This is a genomic window from Anaerobacillus sp. 63XJN7_4_ISO-PGPR-S23-413 (assembly GCF_056173725.1).
The window spans coordinates 4,026,027-4,043,233 of sequence record NZ_CM149688.1 but is presented as its reverse complement, the minus strand read 5'-3'; the positions used below and the strand labels follow the sequence as shown (position 1 = coordinate 4,043,233).

Here is a 17,207-nt window from a genome sequence, read left to right as displayed (position 1 = left end):
GAATGCTCATTCAGTTATTTATGTGTTATACTAAAGTCAGAAAATTACTTTCATTCTGACTTAAAAGCGTTTTCATAAATTGTTTGAACTGTCGGGGAGCATCTTTGTTCAAGCATCACGAAGCGGCTAAGAAGGAATGACACGAAAGGAGAGGTTTGCCAGCATGGATGTTTTATTGATCGCTAACTGGATTGCTTTCATTCTTGTAACCGCTTACGCGTTCTTCTTATTTGGGTATGTTGTGAAGACTCGATATGAATACATTAAGCTTGGAAAGAAAGCAGAATTTGATCATTCCATGAAAGAACGACTAGAAGCTATTGTAGTCAAAGTGTTTGGGCAAAAGAAATTACTTAAAGATAAGAAGAGTGGAACCATCCATGTGATGATGTTCTACGGTTTCCTTCTCGTTCAATTCGGTGCAATCGATATGATTGTGAAAGGTTTATCACCGGGGTCACATCTTCCTCTTGGACCGCTTTACCCAGCGTTTACGTTTTTCCAGGAGCTCGTGACGCTAATGATTTTAACAGCAGTTGTATGGGCATTCTACCGTCGCTATATTGAGGCGATCGCTCGTTTAAAGAAAGGTTTTAAAGCGGGACTTGTACTATTGTTCATTGGACTTTTAATGATATCCGTTCTTTTTGCAGGCGGTATGGAAATTATCTGGCATGATGCTGGTTATTCTTGGAGTGCGCCAGTTGCTTCGGGAATTGCTTTCTTATTCTCATGGATTAATGAAACAGCAGCGATTGCGCTATTCTTCTTTTTCTGGTGGATTCACCTGCTCGTGCTTCTTACGTTCATGGTGTATGTACCGCAATCCAAGCACGCTCACTTAATTGCAGGACCAGTCAACGTTTTCTTGGGTCGTACAAACAAAGTAGGGCAGCTTGCATCTATTAACTTTGAAGATGAAAGTCAAGAAACTTACGGCGTGAATACGATTGAAGATTTCAATCAGAAGCAGCTTGTTGATTTGTATGCCTGTGTGGAATGTGGACGCTGTACGAATATGTGTCCAGCAACGGCAACAGGAAAAATCCTTTCTCCGATGGATTTGATCGTTAAGCTTCGTGATCACCTGACAGAAAAAGGCGCAGCCGTTACATCAAGAACGCCGTGGGTTCCTGCATATGCATTTTCTAACACAGCAGGAAATCAAATTGCTTATCAATCACGTGCTCAGCAGGAAACAGCTGCAGCAGCTGAAGGGCTTGTGAGCGATGGATTAATTGGTAACGTGATTACAGAAGAAGAAATTTGGGCTTGTACAACGTGCCGTAACTGTGAAGATCAATGTCCAGTTGAGAACGAGCACGTTGATAAAATCATCGATATGCGTCGTCACCTTGTCTTAATGGAAGGGAAGATGGATAGCGATGTACAGCGTGCGATTACGAACATCGAACGTCAGGGCAACCCGTGGGGGATTAGCCGTAAAGAGCGTGAGAACTGGCGCGATATGCGTGATGATATCGTTGTTCCAACAGTAAAAGAAAAAGAAAAAGCAGGCGAAGAATTCGAATATCTCTTCTGGGTTGGCTCGATGGGCTCTTACGATAATCGTAGCCAGAAGATTGCCGCTTCCTTTGCGAAGATCATGAATGAAGCCGGCATTTCGTTCGCTATTCTTGGTAACAAAGAAAAGAACTCTGGCGATACGCCACGACGTGTAGGAAACGAGTTCTTGTTCCAGGATCTTGCACAGAAAAATATTGAAACGTTCCAAAAGCATAATATTTCAAAAATCGTTACAATCGACCCTCATGCTTATAACTCACTTAAAAATGAGTATCCTGAGTTTGGACTTGAAGCAGAGGTTTATCACCATACCGAATTATTGTATGACTGGATCAAAGAAGGAAAACTGAAGCCGAAACACGAAGTAAACGAGAGAATCACGTATCATGATTCCTGTTACCTCGGACGTTACAACGAAGTATACGATCCACCACGTGAAATTCTTCGCAGTATTCCAGGCGTTGAAGTGATCGAGATGGACCGCAACCGCGAAAATGGTATGTGCTGTGGCGCCGGCGGCGGTTTGATGTGGACGGAAGAAGATACAGGATCTCGCATTAACGTAACGAGAACGGAACAGGCCCTTAGCGTGAAGCCATCCGTTATCGGAAGTGCGTGTCCTTACTGCTTAACGATGATGAGTGATGGTACGAAAGCGAAGGAAGTAGAAGAAGAAGTAGCAACACTAGATATTGTCGAGATTTTAGAACGCTCCATTGTTCAAAAAGAAACTGTTCTCCAATAGACTGTTTGGCAAAGGGTTAGCTTATGCTGGTTTTTACGACCGGCATGAGCTCTTTCCTTTGTTACTTTGTCGGTAAGGTGAGCGAGCGTTCAGTCGCAATTTAATCAATTATGGTAGCGTTTTCAAAAATGAGAGGAGAGGTTTTTGTGGGCAGAACGGTCATTGTTAGCGGTGTGAGAACGCCGTTTGGAAAATTTGGTGGGGCTCTTAAATCAATAGAAGCATCTAAGCTTGGTGGAACAGCGATTAAAGAAGCTTTGGTTCGCGCTGGAATTGATCCTGCGGATGTAGGAGAAGTGATTATGGGGTCTGTCCTTCAAGGTGGTCAAGGTCAAATTCCATCTCGTCAGGCAGCAAGACACGCTGGTATTCCTTGGGAAGTAAAGACGGAAACGATTAACAAAGTATGCGCTTCAGGTCTTCGTAGCGTGACGCTCGCTGATCAAATCATTCGCTCTGGTGATGAAGAAGTCATTGTTGCCGGCGGAATGGAATCGATGAGCAACGCCCCATACATCATGAAGGACGCGCGCTGGGGCATGCGAATGGGCGACAAACAAGTGGTTGATCTCATGGTGCATGATGGCTTAACGTGCTCGTTTGATGGTTGTCACATGGGCGTTTATGGAAACACGACAGCGGAAGAGTATGAGATTTCTAGAGAAGAGCAGGATCGCTGGGCGACAAGAAGTCAGGAGCGTGCTGTGAAAGCGATGGAATCGGGGATTTTTGCAGAAGAAATTATCCCTGTTAACGTGCCACAGCGAAAAGGAGATCCTCTCGTCGTTGAACATGATGAAGCACCTAGAAAAGGCACAACAGAGGAGCAGTTAGGAAAGCTAAAGCCAGTCTTCGGTGCCGACGGAACGATTACAGCTGGGAATGCACCAGGTGTAAATGATGGAGCTGGGGCGCTTGTCCTTATGTCTGAAGAACGTGCTTCAAAAGAAGGCAAAGAAGTCATGGCTACAATTCTTTCTCATACAGCAATTGCTGTTGAAGCAAAGGATTTTCCTAAGACGCCGGGTCTCGTGATCAATGAGCTATTGAAGAAAACAGGAAAATCAATTGAAGAAATTGATCTATTTGAAATCAATGAAGCGTTCGCAGCTGTAGCGCTAACGAGCGGAAAAATTGCCTCACTCGATGAAGAAAAGGTCAATGTGCACGGTGGTGCAGTGGCGCTTGGTCATCCAATTGGAGCAAGTGGTGCACGCATTTTAATAACACTTATTCATGAATTGAAGCGACGCGGCGGTGGCATCGGAATAGCAGCGATCTGCAGCGGCGGTGGTCAAGGCGACGCTATTATGGTTCAGGTATAGAAGGGAGCATGATGATGGAAATCAAAACAATTATGGTGATTGGTGCAGGACAAATGGGAGCTGGAATTGCACAGGTGTGTGCAGCTTCTGGCTATACAGTTTATTTAAATGATTTGAAGCAGGAGTTTCTTGATAAAGGACTTGAGAGAATTGAGAAAAACCTCTCGAAACAAGTTTCCAAAGAGCGGATTACGCAGGAAGATCTAAGCGGAACGATGGAACGTTTGAGAGCGACGACAGATCTGCAGGATGCAAAGCATGTAGACATCGTCATTGAAGCAGCTGTTGAGAACATGGAAGTGAAGTGTAACCTTTTCGCACGGCTGGATGAAATTGCGCAAGATCATACGCTTCTTGCAACGAATACATCCTCTCTCCCAATTACGGAAATTGCAGCATCAACAAAGCGCCCTGAGAAAGTGATTGGTATGCACTTTATGAATCCGGTGCCTGTCATGAAGCTTGTTGAAATTATTCGCGGTCTAGCAACAACAGACGAAAGCTACCAGGCCGTTGAAAAGCTAGCGATGGATCTCGGTAAGACAGCGGTTGAAGTAAACGACTTCCCAGGATTTGTTTCCAACCGAATTTTGATGCCAATGATCAACGAAGCGATCTACACCGTTTATGAAGGTGTGGCATCCCCTGAGGATATCGATAGCGTGATGAAGCTCGGCATGAATCATCCAATGGGACCATTAACTCTCGCAGATTTTATCGGTCTTGATACGTGTCTTTATATTATGGAAACGCTTCAAGAAGGATTCGGCGATGATAAATACCGCCCATGTCCGCTATTACGTAAATATGTAAAAGCTGGCTGGCTCGGACGTAAGACAGGAAGAGGCTTCTACCAATACCAGGATTAACACCACGAGGAGGAACGAGCATGGAGCTTGTATTTACGGAAGAGCAGAAGATGATGCAGAAAATGGTGCGTGATTTTGCGGAAAAAGAAATCGCGCCAATCGTTGAAGAAATGGAAGAGACGGATCGTTTTCCACGCGAAGTGATTAAACGAATGGGCGAGCTTGGTTTAATGGGGATTCCGATTCCAGAAGCTTATGGCGGAGCGGGAATGGATTATACGTCATACATCATTGCAATCCATGAGCTCTCAAAAGTGAGCGCCACGGTCGGCGTGATTCTATCGGTTCATACATCCGTTGGGACACTGCCGATACTAGCGTTTGGTACAGAAGAACAGAAAAAGCGCTACATTCCGAAGCTAGCAACCGGAGAATACCTTGGTGCGTTCGCGCTGACGGAACCTAGTTCAGGATCAGACGCAAGCAGCATGAAAACGCGCGCTGTCCGAGATGGCGATCACTACATTTTGAACGGCTCAAAGATTTTCATTACAAACGGCGGCGAGGCGGATACGTATGTTGCCTTCGCAAGAACAAATCCTGAGGAAAAAGGAAGCAAAGGCGTAACTGCTTTTATTATCGAACATGACATGCCTGGATTTAGCGTTGGGAAGAAAGAAAAGAAAATGGGGCTAAACGGCTCGAATACGGTTGAAATCATTTTCGAAGATTGCCGTGTGCCAGTTGAGAATCGTCTCGGCGAAGAAGGTCAGGGATTCAAAATTGCGATGGCAAACCTTGAGAGCGGCCGCATCGGGATCGCGGCACAGTCACTAGGAATTGCTGAAGCGGCGCTAAATTACGCGACGGCTTACGCGAAAGAGCGTCACCAGTTTGGTAAGCCGATCGGGCAAAATCAAGGTCTCGGCTTCAAGCTTGCCGATATGGCAACAGAAGTAGAGGCAGCGAAACTCCTAACCTATCGTGCGGCTGACCTGAAAAACCACGGGATCCCTTGCATGCAGGAAGTCTCAATGGCGAAGCTCTTTGCATCGAAAGCAGCCGTGAAAGCCTCGATTGAAGCGGTTCAAGTCTATGGCGGTTACGGTTACACGAAAGATTACCCAGTAGAACGCCTATTCCGAGACGCGAAAGTATGCGAAATCTACGAAGGAACGAGCGAAATCCAGAAAATCGTCATTAGTCGGAACTTGATGAAATAGAGAAAAGCGGAAGTGACCGTTTAGACCCGTCAGGCACTGGAGGCTTCCAAACCGAACACGGTTTTTGTGATCGAGTTGGAAGGTGAAGTGACAGAGGGTCTGGTCACAGCAGCTGGATCAGAAAAGCGGAAGTGACCGTTTAGACCCGTCAGGCACTGGAGACTTCCTCAGAAAAGCCGGTGATACCCGTTTTATTGTCCAAAAAACCATTATATTGGCCAAACTTCATTTTTATTGGCCAAATTCGAGATATATTGTCCAAAATCAACTTTTATTGTCCAAACCACCAAAAAGGAGAGAAACAGGATGAATTTTCAACTATCAGAAGAACATGAAATGCTACGGAAAATGGTGCGCGACTTTGCGAGGAAAGAAGTAGAACCAACAGCGGCTGAGCGTGATGAAGAAGAGCGCTTTGATCGTAAGCTTTTTGATCAAATGGCTGAGCTTGGTTTAACGGGCATCCCATGGTCAGAAGAGTACGGTGGTATTGGCTCAGATTACTTAAGCTATGTGATTGCAGTGGAAGAGCTATCACGCGTTTGTGCGTCTACAGGTGTAACGCTTTCTGCACATACCTCCCTTGCAGGCTGGCCGTTGAATGCATTTGGTACAGAAGAGCAGAAGCAGAAGTTCTTGCGTCCAATGGCAGAAGGTAAGCTAATGGGAGCTTACGGACTCACAGAGCCAGGGTCAGGATCGGATGCGAGTGGGATGAAAACGACGGCGAAGCTTGATGGCGATCACTACATCTTAAATGGCTCGAAAATTTTCATTACAAACGGCGGCGAAGCGGAAATTTATATCGTGTTTGCTCAGACCGATAAAGAAAAGGGTCATAAAGGGATTACTGCGTTTATCGTTGAAAAAGGAACGCCAGGTTTCTCTATGGGTAAGAAAGAGAAAAAGCTCGGCATTCGCTCTTCTCCTACGCTCGAAATCATTTTTGAAGACTGCCGTGTACCTGTTGAAAATCGTCTTGGCGATGAAGGACAAGGATTTAAAATCGCGATGAAGACGCTTGATGGTGGGCGTAACGGAATTGCGGCTCAAGCTGTTGGCATTGCACAAGGCGCGCTTGATGCAGCCACAGCTTATGCGAAGGAGCGTAAGCAGTTTGGCAAGCCGATCGGCGCAAATCAAGGTATTGGCTTTAAAATCGCTGATATGGCAACGAAAATTGAAGCAGCTAGACTATTAACTTACCAGGCTGCATGGAAAGAAAGTCAGGGTCTTCCTTACGGCAAGGAATCGGCGATGTCTAAGCTATACGCTGGAGATATCTCGATGGAAGTAACAACAGAAGCAGTGCAAGTCTTTGGTGGCTATGGATATACGAAGGATTATCCAGTTGAGCGCTATATGCGTGATGCGAAAATTACGCAAATCTATGAAGGTACAAATGAAATTCAGCGTCTTGTTATTTCAAGAATGCTGATGGCTGATTAAGAAGCGCTATGCATCCACTCGCAGAACGACTTTCAAATCAGGATGAACGTGCGCTCGCAAAGGCGATCAGTCTTGTTGAAAATGATGCTGAAGACAAACTGGAATTACTGAAGGATATCCACCCGATGACGGGGCGTGCCCACTATATTGGGATGACCGGATCACCCGGTGCCGGTAAAAGTTCGCTCGTTAACAGGCTGATTACCCACCTTAGAAAGCAGGATCTCACTGTTGGTGTTGTGGCCGTCGATCCAACGAGTCCGTTTAGCGGGGGCGCCCTTCTAGGAGATCGTGTCAGGATGGCGGAGCATTTTACCGACCCTGGTGTCTTTATCCGAAGCATGGGAACACGAGGGAGCCTTGGGGGGCTTTCTCGAACGACGAAGGAAACGGTTCGCTTAATGGACGCTTTTGGATTCGATGTCATTTTAATTGAAACGGTTGGGGTTGGGCAATCAGAGCTCGATATTATGAAGATCGCGGATACGATTGCCGTAGTGTTGAACCCAGGTAGCGGGGACGTTGTGCAAGTCTTTAAAGCTGGCATTATGGAAATTGCGGATCTTTTTATCGTCAATAAAGCAGATTTACCTGGTGTCCCCAAGCTACTGGCTGAGCTTGAAAGCATGCTCGATCTGGTGAAGCATGATGCGCCTTGGCGTCCACCGATTGTGAAGGCGATCTCTGTTCAAAATCTAGGTCTTGAGAATGTTTGGAAACGAATGCAGGAGCATTTTGAATACAGTAAGGAGTCTGGTGAGCGCGATGCTAGACGCAAAACCTCACTTGAACGAGAAGTGATCGAAGTGGTGCATGATGAAATGATGAAGCAGCTTATGGAGCGCGAAGCAGAAGATAATGGCTGGATTGATGAAGTGAAAAGTGGCGCTATCGACCCTTACTCAGCCGCTGTGAAGCTGCTTCAGGATTATATGGGCAGCCTTGAGAGGAAGGGGATGGGAAGGTGAAGAAAAACGTTCCTTCGATGGTAAAGGATGAAAAACTCATTCAGAAACGACGTGAGCAAATGATCAAAGCAGCGGTCTCCCTTTTTAAGGAAAAAGGGTTCCATCGTACGACAACGCGAGAAATTGCGCGTGTTGCTGGCTTTAGCATTGGTACGCTGTATGAATACATTCGCAAAAAAGAAGATGTGTTATATCTCGTTTGTGACAGCATTTATGATGAAGTGAGAGAGCGTCTAGAAGATCAGCTTAAGCCTGACATAACAGGAATCGAGCGTTTAAGGCAGGCCCTTCATGCGTTTTATCATGTGATGGACGATATGCAGGATGAAGTGCTTGTTATGTACCAGGAAGCAAAGTCCCTTCCTCGGGAAACGCTCCCTTATGTATTGAAAAAAGAGCTAGGCATGGCAGAAATTTTTGAGCGATTGATTGAAGAATGTGTAGCAGAAGGAAAACTTCGGCTTACAGAAGAGGAAATTTACGGAGCTGCTCATAACATTCTCGTGCAGGGACAGATGTGGGTGTTCAGGCGCTGGGCGCTTCGGTCTCATTATTCCATTGAAGAGTATACAAGAATGCAGGAGGCTTTTTTGATTCAAGCTTTAAATCCTGTAGAAACTACGAACCGATAGAGGAGGAACAGCAGTGAGTGTAGTCGAAACGTATAAACCAGTGAACCATGTTCGTTTTGTAACCGCTTCAAGTTTGTTTGATGGTCATGATGCATCTATTAACATTATGCGCCGCATTCTGCAGGCGAGCGGTGCAGAAGTTATTCATCTCGGACATAACCGCTCTGTTGAGGAAGTCGTGAACGCTGCCATACAGGAAGATGCGCAGGGAATTGCAATCTCGTCTTATCAAGGCGGTCATATGGAATACTTTAAATATATGTATGACCTTTTAAAAGAAAAAGGCGCTTCACACGTTAAGATTTATGGCGGTGGGGGCGGCGTTATTATTCCTAAGGAAATTAAAGAGCTGCATGCTTACGGAATTTCTCACATTTTTTCACCTGATGATGGAAGTGATCTTGGTCTGCAAGGGATGATCGATATGATGATCAAGGAATGTGATTTTCCGACGTTTAAACAAATTGATAACCAGATTGATCGCTTGCATGAGCGCGATCCGCAGGCTGTTTCGAGTCTCATTACCCTTGCTGAAAGCTATGGAGGAGAACGTACAGAAGAGACGGCGGCCGCTGCTGAGCAAGTGTTTGATAAGCTTAAGAATATGGCAACCGACTCTCCAGTTCTTGGGATTACTGGTACTGGTGGAGCTGGGAAAAGCTCCTTAACTGATGAGCTCGTACGCCGTTTCATTAATGAATTTGATGATAAGACGGTAGCGATCCTTTCCATTGATCCGACAAAACAAAAGACTGGCGGCGCACTGCTCGGTGACAGAATCCGTATGAACGCTATTCACAATGACCGCGTGTTTATGAGAAGTCTCGCAACGCGAAAATCAAAAACTGAGCTTTCACTTTCAATACGTGAAGCGTTAACCGTTGTGAAAGCGGCTGGATATGACTTGATCATTATTGAAACAAGCGGAATCGGCCAGGGGGATGCCGAGATCGTTGAAATTTCTGATGTTTCGATGTATGTGATGACAAGTGAATTTGGTGCGCCTTCACAGCTTGAGAAAATTGATATGATCGATTTTGCGGATTTGATTGTGATTAATAAATACGAACGCAAAGGCTCTGAAGATGCTCTGCGTGACGTGAAGAAGCAATATCAGCGTAGTCACATGCTGTTTGAGCAAAATCTAGATAACATGCCTGTCTACGGCACGATCGCAAGTCAGTTTAATGATCCGGGCACGAATACGCTTTTTAAAGCATTGGTTGATACGATTCATCGTAAATGTCGAAATGACTGGGCAACAAACATTGAAACAAGTGACATCGTAGAAAAGCTGAATCTCATTATTCCACCGCAGCGTCAGCAATATTTACAGGACATCTCTGGTTCCGTTCGTCGTTACCATGAATACGTTGAAAAGCAGGTTCAGCTTGCAAGGAAAGCATTCCAGCTTCAAGGGACGATTGAGATGCTAGAGAGTGCGGGAGACAATGACGAGACGATTGCAATGCTCTCTAAGATGAAAGATGAAAACATGGACGATATGCATGGGGAAACGCGTAAGATTATCGAAAGCTGGCCTGAAGTGAAAGAGAAATATAGTGGAAAAGAATTCATTTCCGTTATCCGCGAGAAAGAAATTGTAACAGAACTAACGACGAAGAGTCTTTCAGGATTGGATATTCCAAAGGTTTCTCTACCGAAGTATGAAGATTGGGGAGAAATTGTGCGCTGGGTATTGAAAGAGAACGTGCCGGGCTCATTCCCGTATACCGCTGGCGTCTTTCCATTTAAACGAAAAGGAGAGGACCCGAAGCGTCAATTTGCAGGGGAAGGGACGCCTGAGCGAACCAATCGCCGTTTCCATTACCTCTCTGAGAACGAAGATGCGAAGCGCTTAAGCACCGCTTTCGATTCTGTGACGCTTTACGGAGAAGATCCTGACTATCGTCCTGATATTTACGGAAAAGTTGGCGAGAGTGGCGTGAGTATTTGTACACTCGACGATATGAAAAAGCTTTATGCAGGCTTTGATTTATGTGCACCATCGACTTCAGTATCTATGACGATTAATGGCCCTGCGCCGATCATACTCGCAATGTTTATGAACACGGCGATTGAGCAGCAAATTCAAGGATTTGAAGAAAAAGAAGGTCGTAAAGCAAACGAGCAGGAGCTTGCCGATATTAAGGCAAATACGCTTAGCACGGTTCGTGGTACCGTTCAGGCGGACATTTTAAAAGAAGATCAGGGTCAAAACACATGTATTTTCTCAACAGAATTTGCGCTTCGGATGATGGGGGATATTCAGGAGTACTTCATCAATGAGAATGTGCGCAACTATTATTCAGTGTCAATTTCCGGCTACCATATTGCCGAAGCGGGTGCGAATCCTATTTCACAGCTGGCGTTCACGCTTGCGAATGGCTTTACGTATGTCGAGTATTATTTAAGTCGCGGTATGGATATCGATAAGTTTGCACCGAATCTTTCCTTCTTCTTTAGTAATGGACTTGACCCAGAATATACCGTTATTGGAAGAGTGGCGCGCAGAATTTGGGCGACGGTAATGAGAGAGAAGTACGGTGCAAATGCTCGTAGCCAGAAGTTAAAGTATCATGTGCAAACGTCAGGACGTTCTTTGCATGCGCAAGAGATGGACTTTAATGATATACGCACAACATTGCAGGGCTTAATGGCGATTCATGACAACTGTAACTCGCTTCATACGAATGCTTACGATGAAGCTGTCACAACACCAACAGAGGAATCCGTTCGTCGAGCTATGGCAATCCAAATGATTATTACGAAAGAGCATGGACTGACGAAGAATGAAAACCCACTACAAGGTTCATTCATTATTGAAGAATTAACAGACCTTGTGGAGGAAGCTGTTCTTAGTGAATTTGAGAAGATTAACGCGCGTGGCGGTGTATTGGGTGCAATGGAGACACAGTACCAGCGCGGTAAAATTCAAGAAGAGTCTATGCATTATGAGATGCTAAAGCATAGCGGTGAGCTTCCGATCGTTGGAGTGAACACGTATAAGAATCCAAATCCACCTGCAGAAGAAGAGTGGAACATGGAGCTTGCAAGAGCGAGTAAGGAAGAAAAGGAACAGCAAATTACAAACTTAAAGCAGTTCCAAGAAACGCATTCGGATACGACAGAAGATGCGCTGAATCGCTTAAAGAAAGCAGCGTTAAGTAAAGGAAATATTTTCGAAGAATTAATGGAGACGGTGAAAGTAGCAAGTCTAGGACAAATTACAACCGCACTCTATGAAGTTGGTGGAAAATACCGTCGAAATATGTAGACCGTTAAGAACTTGTCAAATGCAAGCGTTCATATTATTGTAGGAGGAAGGAGTAGCCTTCCTCCTTTTCGTACGAAAAGGTACATCATTTGAAGGTGAAATCCTTCTATTTCAATAGATTTGTTTGAAAATCGTAGCATAGATTGCGTAATTTTGTTTATAATGAATGGTATGTTTTGTATTAGGATTTACAAGTAGCTTGAAATAAATGCTATCGTTTAAAAATAGTGATAAGCTAGTTTCTCAAATTAGCAGCTATTATTCATAGGAGATAATTGAAAGGGAGTGCCGATATCGTGAATAGCTTAAAGCAGCTGTCTGCTGAAGACATCCAAGAAACATCCATGATTGATATTATGTATTTCATCCTGCAGGACGAGAAAAAACCTGTTTCTTTCTATACGTTAATGGAACGAATTGGAAAAATGAAAGGTCTAACTTCTTCTCAGCTTCAGGACATGCTTGCAGAAGTTTATACAAACTTGAACACAGACGGTCGTTTCGTAACGCTTGGAGATAACCAGTGGGGCCTTAAGGGCTGGTATCCTGTTGAGCAATCTCAAGAAGAGCTTGCTACGACGATTAAACCAAAGAAACGCAAGAAATCAACTGACGATGAGCTTGGTTTCGACGAAGATGATGAAGACGATCTTGAAGATCTAGAAGTAGATGATCTTGACGACTTTGACGATGATGACTTCGATGATGATACAGAAGATTTGGACGATGAAGACATTGATGATGACGATGATGACGACGTGGAAGACGACGAAGAAGAAAAGAAATAATTTCTGTCGCTTCTTGACTTTCGGTAGTGAAATCGGTAGAATCATTTTTGGGCTTCACCAAAATACTAAACTAATTTATAGATACGATATGAAAACAAAAGTGCCCCCTCATTTATGGGACAGGTGCCACTTTTGTTTTTTTTGTTTTTTATACTTTAAGGATTTTAAGCTTTTTAAAGGGCTAAAGTATAAGAAGAACGATGGCTTCTGTTAGAACCTGTTGGCATGTTCTTCTAATAAGCTCATTGATGAAATGCATTGAGAAGCTGGAATTTAGCCAGTACGAGTGGACCTTCCGATTAAGTTAAGAAAAATGTAACCATCTGCATTGATTTTATTAAAAAACATAAAATCTCTCGTTTCAGATGAATCCCCTTCCTTTCTTGAAGGGCAGAATACAAACCATGAGGGGGCAGAAAGATGACAGCAAAACATAAGAAGTACATTTTTGTAACAGGCGGTGTTGTTTCTTCGCTTGGTAAAGGAATTACAGCAGCTTCATTAGGACGACTTTTGAAAAATCGCGGCGTGAGCGTAACGATTCAAAAGTTCGACCCGTACATTAACGTTGACCCAGGGACAATGAGTCCTTATCAGCACGGTGAAGTATTCGTAACAGATGATGGCGCTGAGACGGATCTTGACCTTGGACACTACGAGCGCTTTATTGACATTAACCTTTCTAAGAATTCAAACGTAACAACAGGTAAAGTCTACTCTACGGTTCTTCGTAAAGAGCGTCGTGGCGACTATCTTGGAGGAACAGTACAGGTAATTCCTCACATTACGAATGAAATCAAAGAGCGCATCTTCCGCGCAGGTAACGAAACAAGCGCTGATGTAGTTATTACTGAAATCGGTGGAACGGTTGGAGACATCGAGAGTCTTCCATTCCTTGAAGCGATTCGTCAGATCAAGAGTGACATCGGCAAGGAGAACGTTATGTACATTCACTGTACGCTTCTTCCTTATCTTAAAGCAGCTGGTGAAATGAAAACAAAGCCAACACAGCATAGTGTGAAAGAGCTTCGAAGCCTTGGTATCCAGCCAAACGTTATTGTTGTTCGTGCGGAACAGCCAGTTCCACAAGAAATGAAAGACAAAATCGCTTTGTTCTGTGATATTGATGAGCATGCGGTCATTGAAGCGCAAGATGCTGATACGCTTTATAAAGTTCCTCTTGCTCTACAAGCACAAAAGCTTGATGAGATCACTTGTCAACATTTGAAATTGAACTGCCAAGAAGCGGATATGACTGAATGGAATGAGCTTGTTGAGAAAGTTCAAAACCTCTCAGGCAAAACAAAAATTGCGCTTGTAGGGAAGTATGTCGCTCTTCAAGATGCTTATATTTCCGTTGTAGAGTCGCTTAAGCACGCTGGCTATGCATTTGATGCTGACATTGACATTAAGTGGATTAATTCTGAAACAGTTACGCAGGAAAACGTTGAGGAACTTCTTTCTGACGTAGATGGCATCCTCGTTCCAGGTGGATTCGGCGATCGCGGAATTGAAGGGAAAATTACTGCGATTCAGTACGCGCGTGAAAGCAAAGTACCTTTCTTAGGAATCTGTCTTGGTATGCAGCTTGCTTCTGTTGAATTTGCACGTAACGTTCTGAATCTAGAAGGTGCTCATTCAGCTGAAATTAAGCCAACAACGAAATATCCAGTCATTGACCTTCTCCCTGAACAGAAGGATGTTGAAGATCTTGGTGGTACACTCCGTCTCGGTCTTTATCCATGTAAGCTAACGGAAGGTACGAAAGCATATGCAGCTTATAACGATGAAGTAATTTATGAGCGTCACCGTCATCGCTATGAGTTCAGCAATCAGTATCGTACTGAAATGGAAGAAGCAGGCTTCATCTTCTCTGGAACTAGCCCTGATGGCCGTCTTGTAGAAGTCGTAGAAGTGAAGGATCACCCGTGGTTTGTTGCATCACAATTCCACCCTGAATTCACATCACGTCCAACTCGTCCACAGCCGCTATTCAAAGAATTTATTGGCGCTTCTATCGCTAACAGCAAATAATTACAAAAAGCCTCTTCTCCGTTCGGAGAAGAGGCTTTTTTAGGAGAAAGTAGCATTAGAATTCGTAGCCATGCTCTTCTAATATTTCCCTCGTAGTTAAATAAAGAGCATGATAAATGTATAAAGAAGTGAGTAGAGAAGGGTAACCGATTCGTTCCCCATCATCATTTGGCACGAGACCGGAAGTAAGCCCGGTGTTAATGTGAAAATGAACGCTTTGCTCAAGCAGAGGATCAGTTTCTTTCTTTGTTGCTGATATGCCTACAACCTGAGCTCCTTTTGCTTTGAATTTCTCAGCATGCTCAGCCGCTAGTTTGTCATCGTTAAACCGTGAAAATAATATCACGCAGTCATCTTCAGTTAATGTGGCATGGTCATGGAGAATCGCACTTGAAGGAAGCTTCTCAGATCCGTACACTGCTTCAAGAGCAGCACCCTGGAGCTCATGCTCGCCAAAAAAATAAACCGTCCCGCCTCCTGTTATCGTCTGTGCGAACAATCGGGATATATCTTCAATCACCATCTCATGCTGATCTTGAATAATCTTAAACTTCCCCATCAGCTGAGTCGTAAAAATCTTAAGCATCTTATCACTGCCTTTCAAAGTTTTTATAAAAAAGAGAACTGATTTTTGGTTGTATTTTGATATAAATATATGAATAAATCTCATTATATCTAAAGAGGAGATGAACAATTTTTTTGCTCATTGCAGGTTCCTATTATAACGAAACTACATGACACTTGCGAATTACAGCCCTCGATGTATAATCAGGAAGGGATTCAACAATTTGAAGCGAACATAAACAGTAAGACTAACTGAAAAGAAGGTGCTCTCACATGAATGAAAAAATTTTAATCGTAGATGATCAATATGGAATCCGAATTCTTCTAAATGAAATCTTCCAAAAAGAAGGATATCAAACATTCCAGGCAGCGAATGGCGTTCAAGCACTATCGATCGTAAAAAGTGAGGATCCCGACTTAGTCATTCTCGATATGAAGATACCAGGAATGGACGGACTTGAAATTCTAAAGAGAATCAAAAAAATGGAAGCAAGGGCGCTTGTCATTATTATGACTGCCTACGGTGAACTAGATATGATCCACGAAGCGATGGATCTAGGAGCAATTACCCATTTTGCGAAGCCTTTTGACATTGACGAGATACGAGCAGCAGTAAAAAAAGAATTAGCGTCGCTTTCATAAAGAAAGGTAACGCTTACATAAACAAATCCCATTAAATCAAGCTTTTCCCCTTCTTTTATGAAAGTGATATGCTATAATAGAACCGTGTTTTTGGAGAAATTGTAGAGCAAATGAATTCAGTTTAGCGGGAAGTTCTTGGACGACGGCATACATAAAAACATCGCGTTTGTGCCATCTTGAAGAAGACAGTTTTTCTGGATACATCTGCATGCTTCAATGACAAGTATTCGTTATTAAGATGTTCCAGGTATCATCCTGGCAATTTTAAATTATATTGAGGAGGATTTACCATGCCTTTAGTTTCTATGAAAGAAATGCTCGAAAAAGGTAAAGCAGAAGGCTACGCAGTTGGCCAATTTAACCTTAACAACCTTGAGTTTACTCAAGCTATCCTACAAGCTGCACAAGAAGAACAATCACCAGTTATCCTTGGTGTTTCTGAAGGTGCTGCTCGTTACATGGGCGGATTCAAAACAATTGTTACAATTGTAGAAGCGCTTATGGAAGAGTACAAGGTTACAGTACCAGTTGCTATTCACCTTGACCACGGTTCTAGCTTCGAGAAGTGTATGCAAGCGATCAACGCTGGATTCACTTCTGTTATGATCGACGGTTCTCATTACCCACTAGACGAAAACATCGCTCTAACTACAAAAGTAGTAGAAGCTGCACATGCAGTTGGTGTTTCTGTTGAAGCTGAGCTTGGACGCATTGGCGGACAAGAAGACGATCTTATCGTTGACGATGCTGAAGCTGCATACGCAATCCCTGAAGAGTGTGAGCGCCTTATCAACGAAACTGGAGTAGATTGCTTCGCACCTGCACTTGGTTCTGTTCACGGCCCTTACAAAGGCGAGCCTAACCTAGGATTCGACCGCATGGAAACAATCAGCAAAATGACTGGTGTTCCTCTAGTACTTCACGGTGGTACTGGTATTCCAACTGCTGACGTTAAAAAAGCGATCAAATTTGGACATGCTAAAATCAACGTTAACACTGAGAGCCAACTTTCTTCTGCTAAAGCAGTTCGTTCTGTACTTGAAGAAAAGCCAGATCTTTACGATCCTCGTAAATACATGGGACCAGCACGTGACGCGATTAAAGAAACAGTAATCGGCAAAATGCGTGAGTTTGGTTCTTCTAACAAAGCGTAATAACTTCTTAAAATCGGATCATCAAAACCGCTCTATTATGAGCGGTTTCTGATTTCCGTTTTTTAATCCC

At 43.8% G+C, this 17,207-nt stretch carries 13 protein-coding genes; 12 read left to right on the top strand and 1 reads right to left on the bottom strand.

What is annotated here, in order from left to right; genetic code table 11:
• Positions 1–163 precede the first annotated feature (163 nt).
• From AC0VYO_RS20830 to AC0VYO_RS20785, 10 genes are all read left to right on the top strand, one after another.
• Positions 164–2,272 (top strand): (Fe-S)-binding protein, encoded by a 2,109-nt coding sequence (locus AC0VYO_RS20830; RefSeq protein ID WP_283153329.1) that lies wholly within the window; start codon positions 164–166, stop codon positions 2,270–2,272.
• Positions 2,273–2,418: 146 nt separating this feature from the next.
• Complete coding sequence (locus AC0VYO_RS20825) at positions 2,419–3,597, top strand: acetyl-CoA C-acetyltransferase (protein ID WP_475368190.1); 1,179 nt, start codon at positions 2,419–2,421, stop codon at positions 3,595–3,597.
• A 14-nt stretch (positions 3,598–3,611) separates the two neighbouring features.
• Entirely contained in the window at positions 3,612–4,466 is an 855-nt protein-coding gene (locus AC0VYO_RS20820; RefSeq protein ID WP_475366161.1) for a 3-hydroxybutyryl-CoA dehydrogenase, read from the top strand.
• A gap of 20 nt (positions 4,467–4,486) precedes the next feature.
• The gene (locus AC0VYO_RS20815) at positions 4,487–5,629 is read left to right on the top strand and encodes an acyl-CoA dehydrogenase (RefSeq protein ID WP_475368189.1); all 1,143 of its coding nucleotides are present in this window, start codon (positions 4,487–4,489) and stop codon (positions 5,627–5,629) included.
• Between the two features lie 306 nt (positions 5,630–5,935).
• Positions 5,936–7,078: an acyl-CoA dehydrogenase gene (locus AC0VYO_RS20810; protein WP_475368188.1), complete on the top strand. Its 1,143-nt coding sequence runs from the start codon at positions 5,936–5,938 to the stop codon at positions 7,076–7,078.
• Positions 7,079–7,086: 8 nt separating this feature from the next.
• On the top strand, positions 7,087–8,046 hold the full coding sequence (meaB, locus tag AC0VYO_RS20805; RefSeq protein WP_475368187.1) for a methylmalonyl Co-A mutase-associated GTPase MeaB: 960 nt from the start codon (positions 7,087–7,089) through the stop codon (positions 8,044–8,046).
• Between the two features lie 17 nt (positions 8,047–8,063).
• Positions 8,064–8,678 carry a TetR/AcrR family transcriptional regulator gene (locus AC0VYO_RS20800; protein ID WP_430245337.1) on the top strand — a complete coding sequence of 205 codons (615 nt, stop codon included), beginning with the start codon at positions 8,064–8,066 and terminating at the stop codon, positions 8,676–8,678.
• 13 nt (positions 8,679–8,691) lie between these two features.
• Entirely contained in the window at positions 8,692–11,955 is a 3,264-nt protein-coding gene (gene icmF / locus AC0VYO_RS20795) for a fused isobutyryl-CoA mutase/GTPase IcmF (RefSeq protein ID WP_475368186.1), read from the top strand.
• A gap of 296 nt (positions 11,956–12,251) precedes the next feature.
• Complete coding sequence (gene rpoE / locus AC0VYO_RS20790; protein WP_430245258.1) at positions 12,252–12,743, top strand: DNA-directed RNA polymerase subunit delta; 492 nt, start codon at positions 12,252–12,254, stop codon at positions 12,741–12,743.
• 420 nt (positions 12,744–13,163) lie between these two features.
• The gene (locus AC0VYO_RS20785) at positions 13,164–14,777 is read left to right on the top strand and encodes a CTP synthase (RefSeq protein WP_194218360.1); all 1,614 of its coding nucleotides are present in this window, start codon (positions 13,164–13,166) and stop codon (positions 14,775–14,777) included.
• Positions 14,778–14,832: 55 nt separating this feature from the next.
• Here the strand turns inward: AC0VYO_RS20785 and AC0VYO_RS20780 are convergent, their stop codons facing one another.
• A complete protein-coding gene (locus AC0VYO_RS20780) occupies positions 14,833–15,363 on the bottom strand; it encodes a DUF2529 family protein (RefSeq protein ID WP_475368185.1) in 531 nt (176 codons plus the stop codon).
• A 251-nt stretch (positions 15,364–15,614) separates the two neighbouring features.
• Between AC0VYO_RS20780 and AC0VYO_RS20775 the strand changes: the two genes are divergently transcribed.
• Both AC0VYO_RS20775 and fba read left to right on the top strand, forming a co-directional pair.
• Positions 15,615–15,983 (top strand): response regulator, encoded by a 369-nt coding sequence (locus AC0VYO_RS20775; protein ID WP_194218362.1) that lies wholly within the window; start codon positions 15,615–15,617, stop codon positions 15,981–15,983.
• A gap of 290 nt (positions 15,984–16,273) precedes the next feature.
• Positions 16,274–17,137 (top strand): class II fructose-1,6-bisphosphate aldolase, encoded by an 864-nt coding sequence (gene fba, locus AC0VYO_RS20770; protein WP_159786369.1) that lies wholly within the window; start codon positions 16,274–16,276, stop codon positions 17,135–17,137.
• The last annotated feature ends 70 nt before the right edge of the window (positions 17,138–17,207 follow it).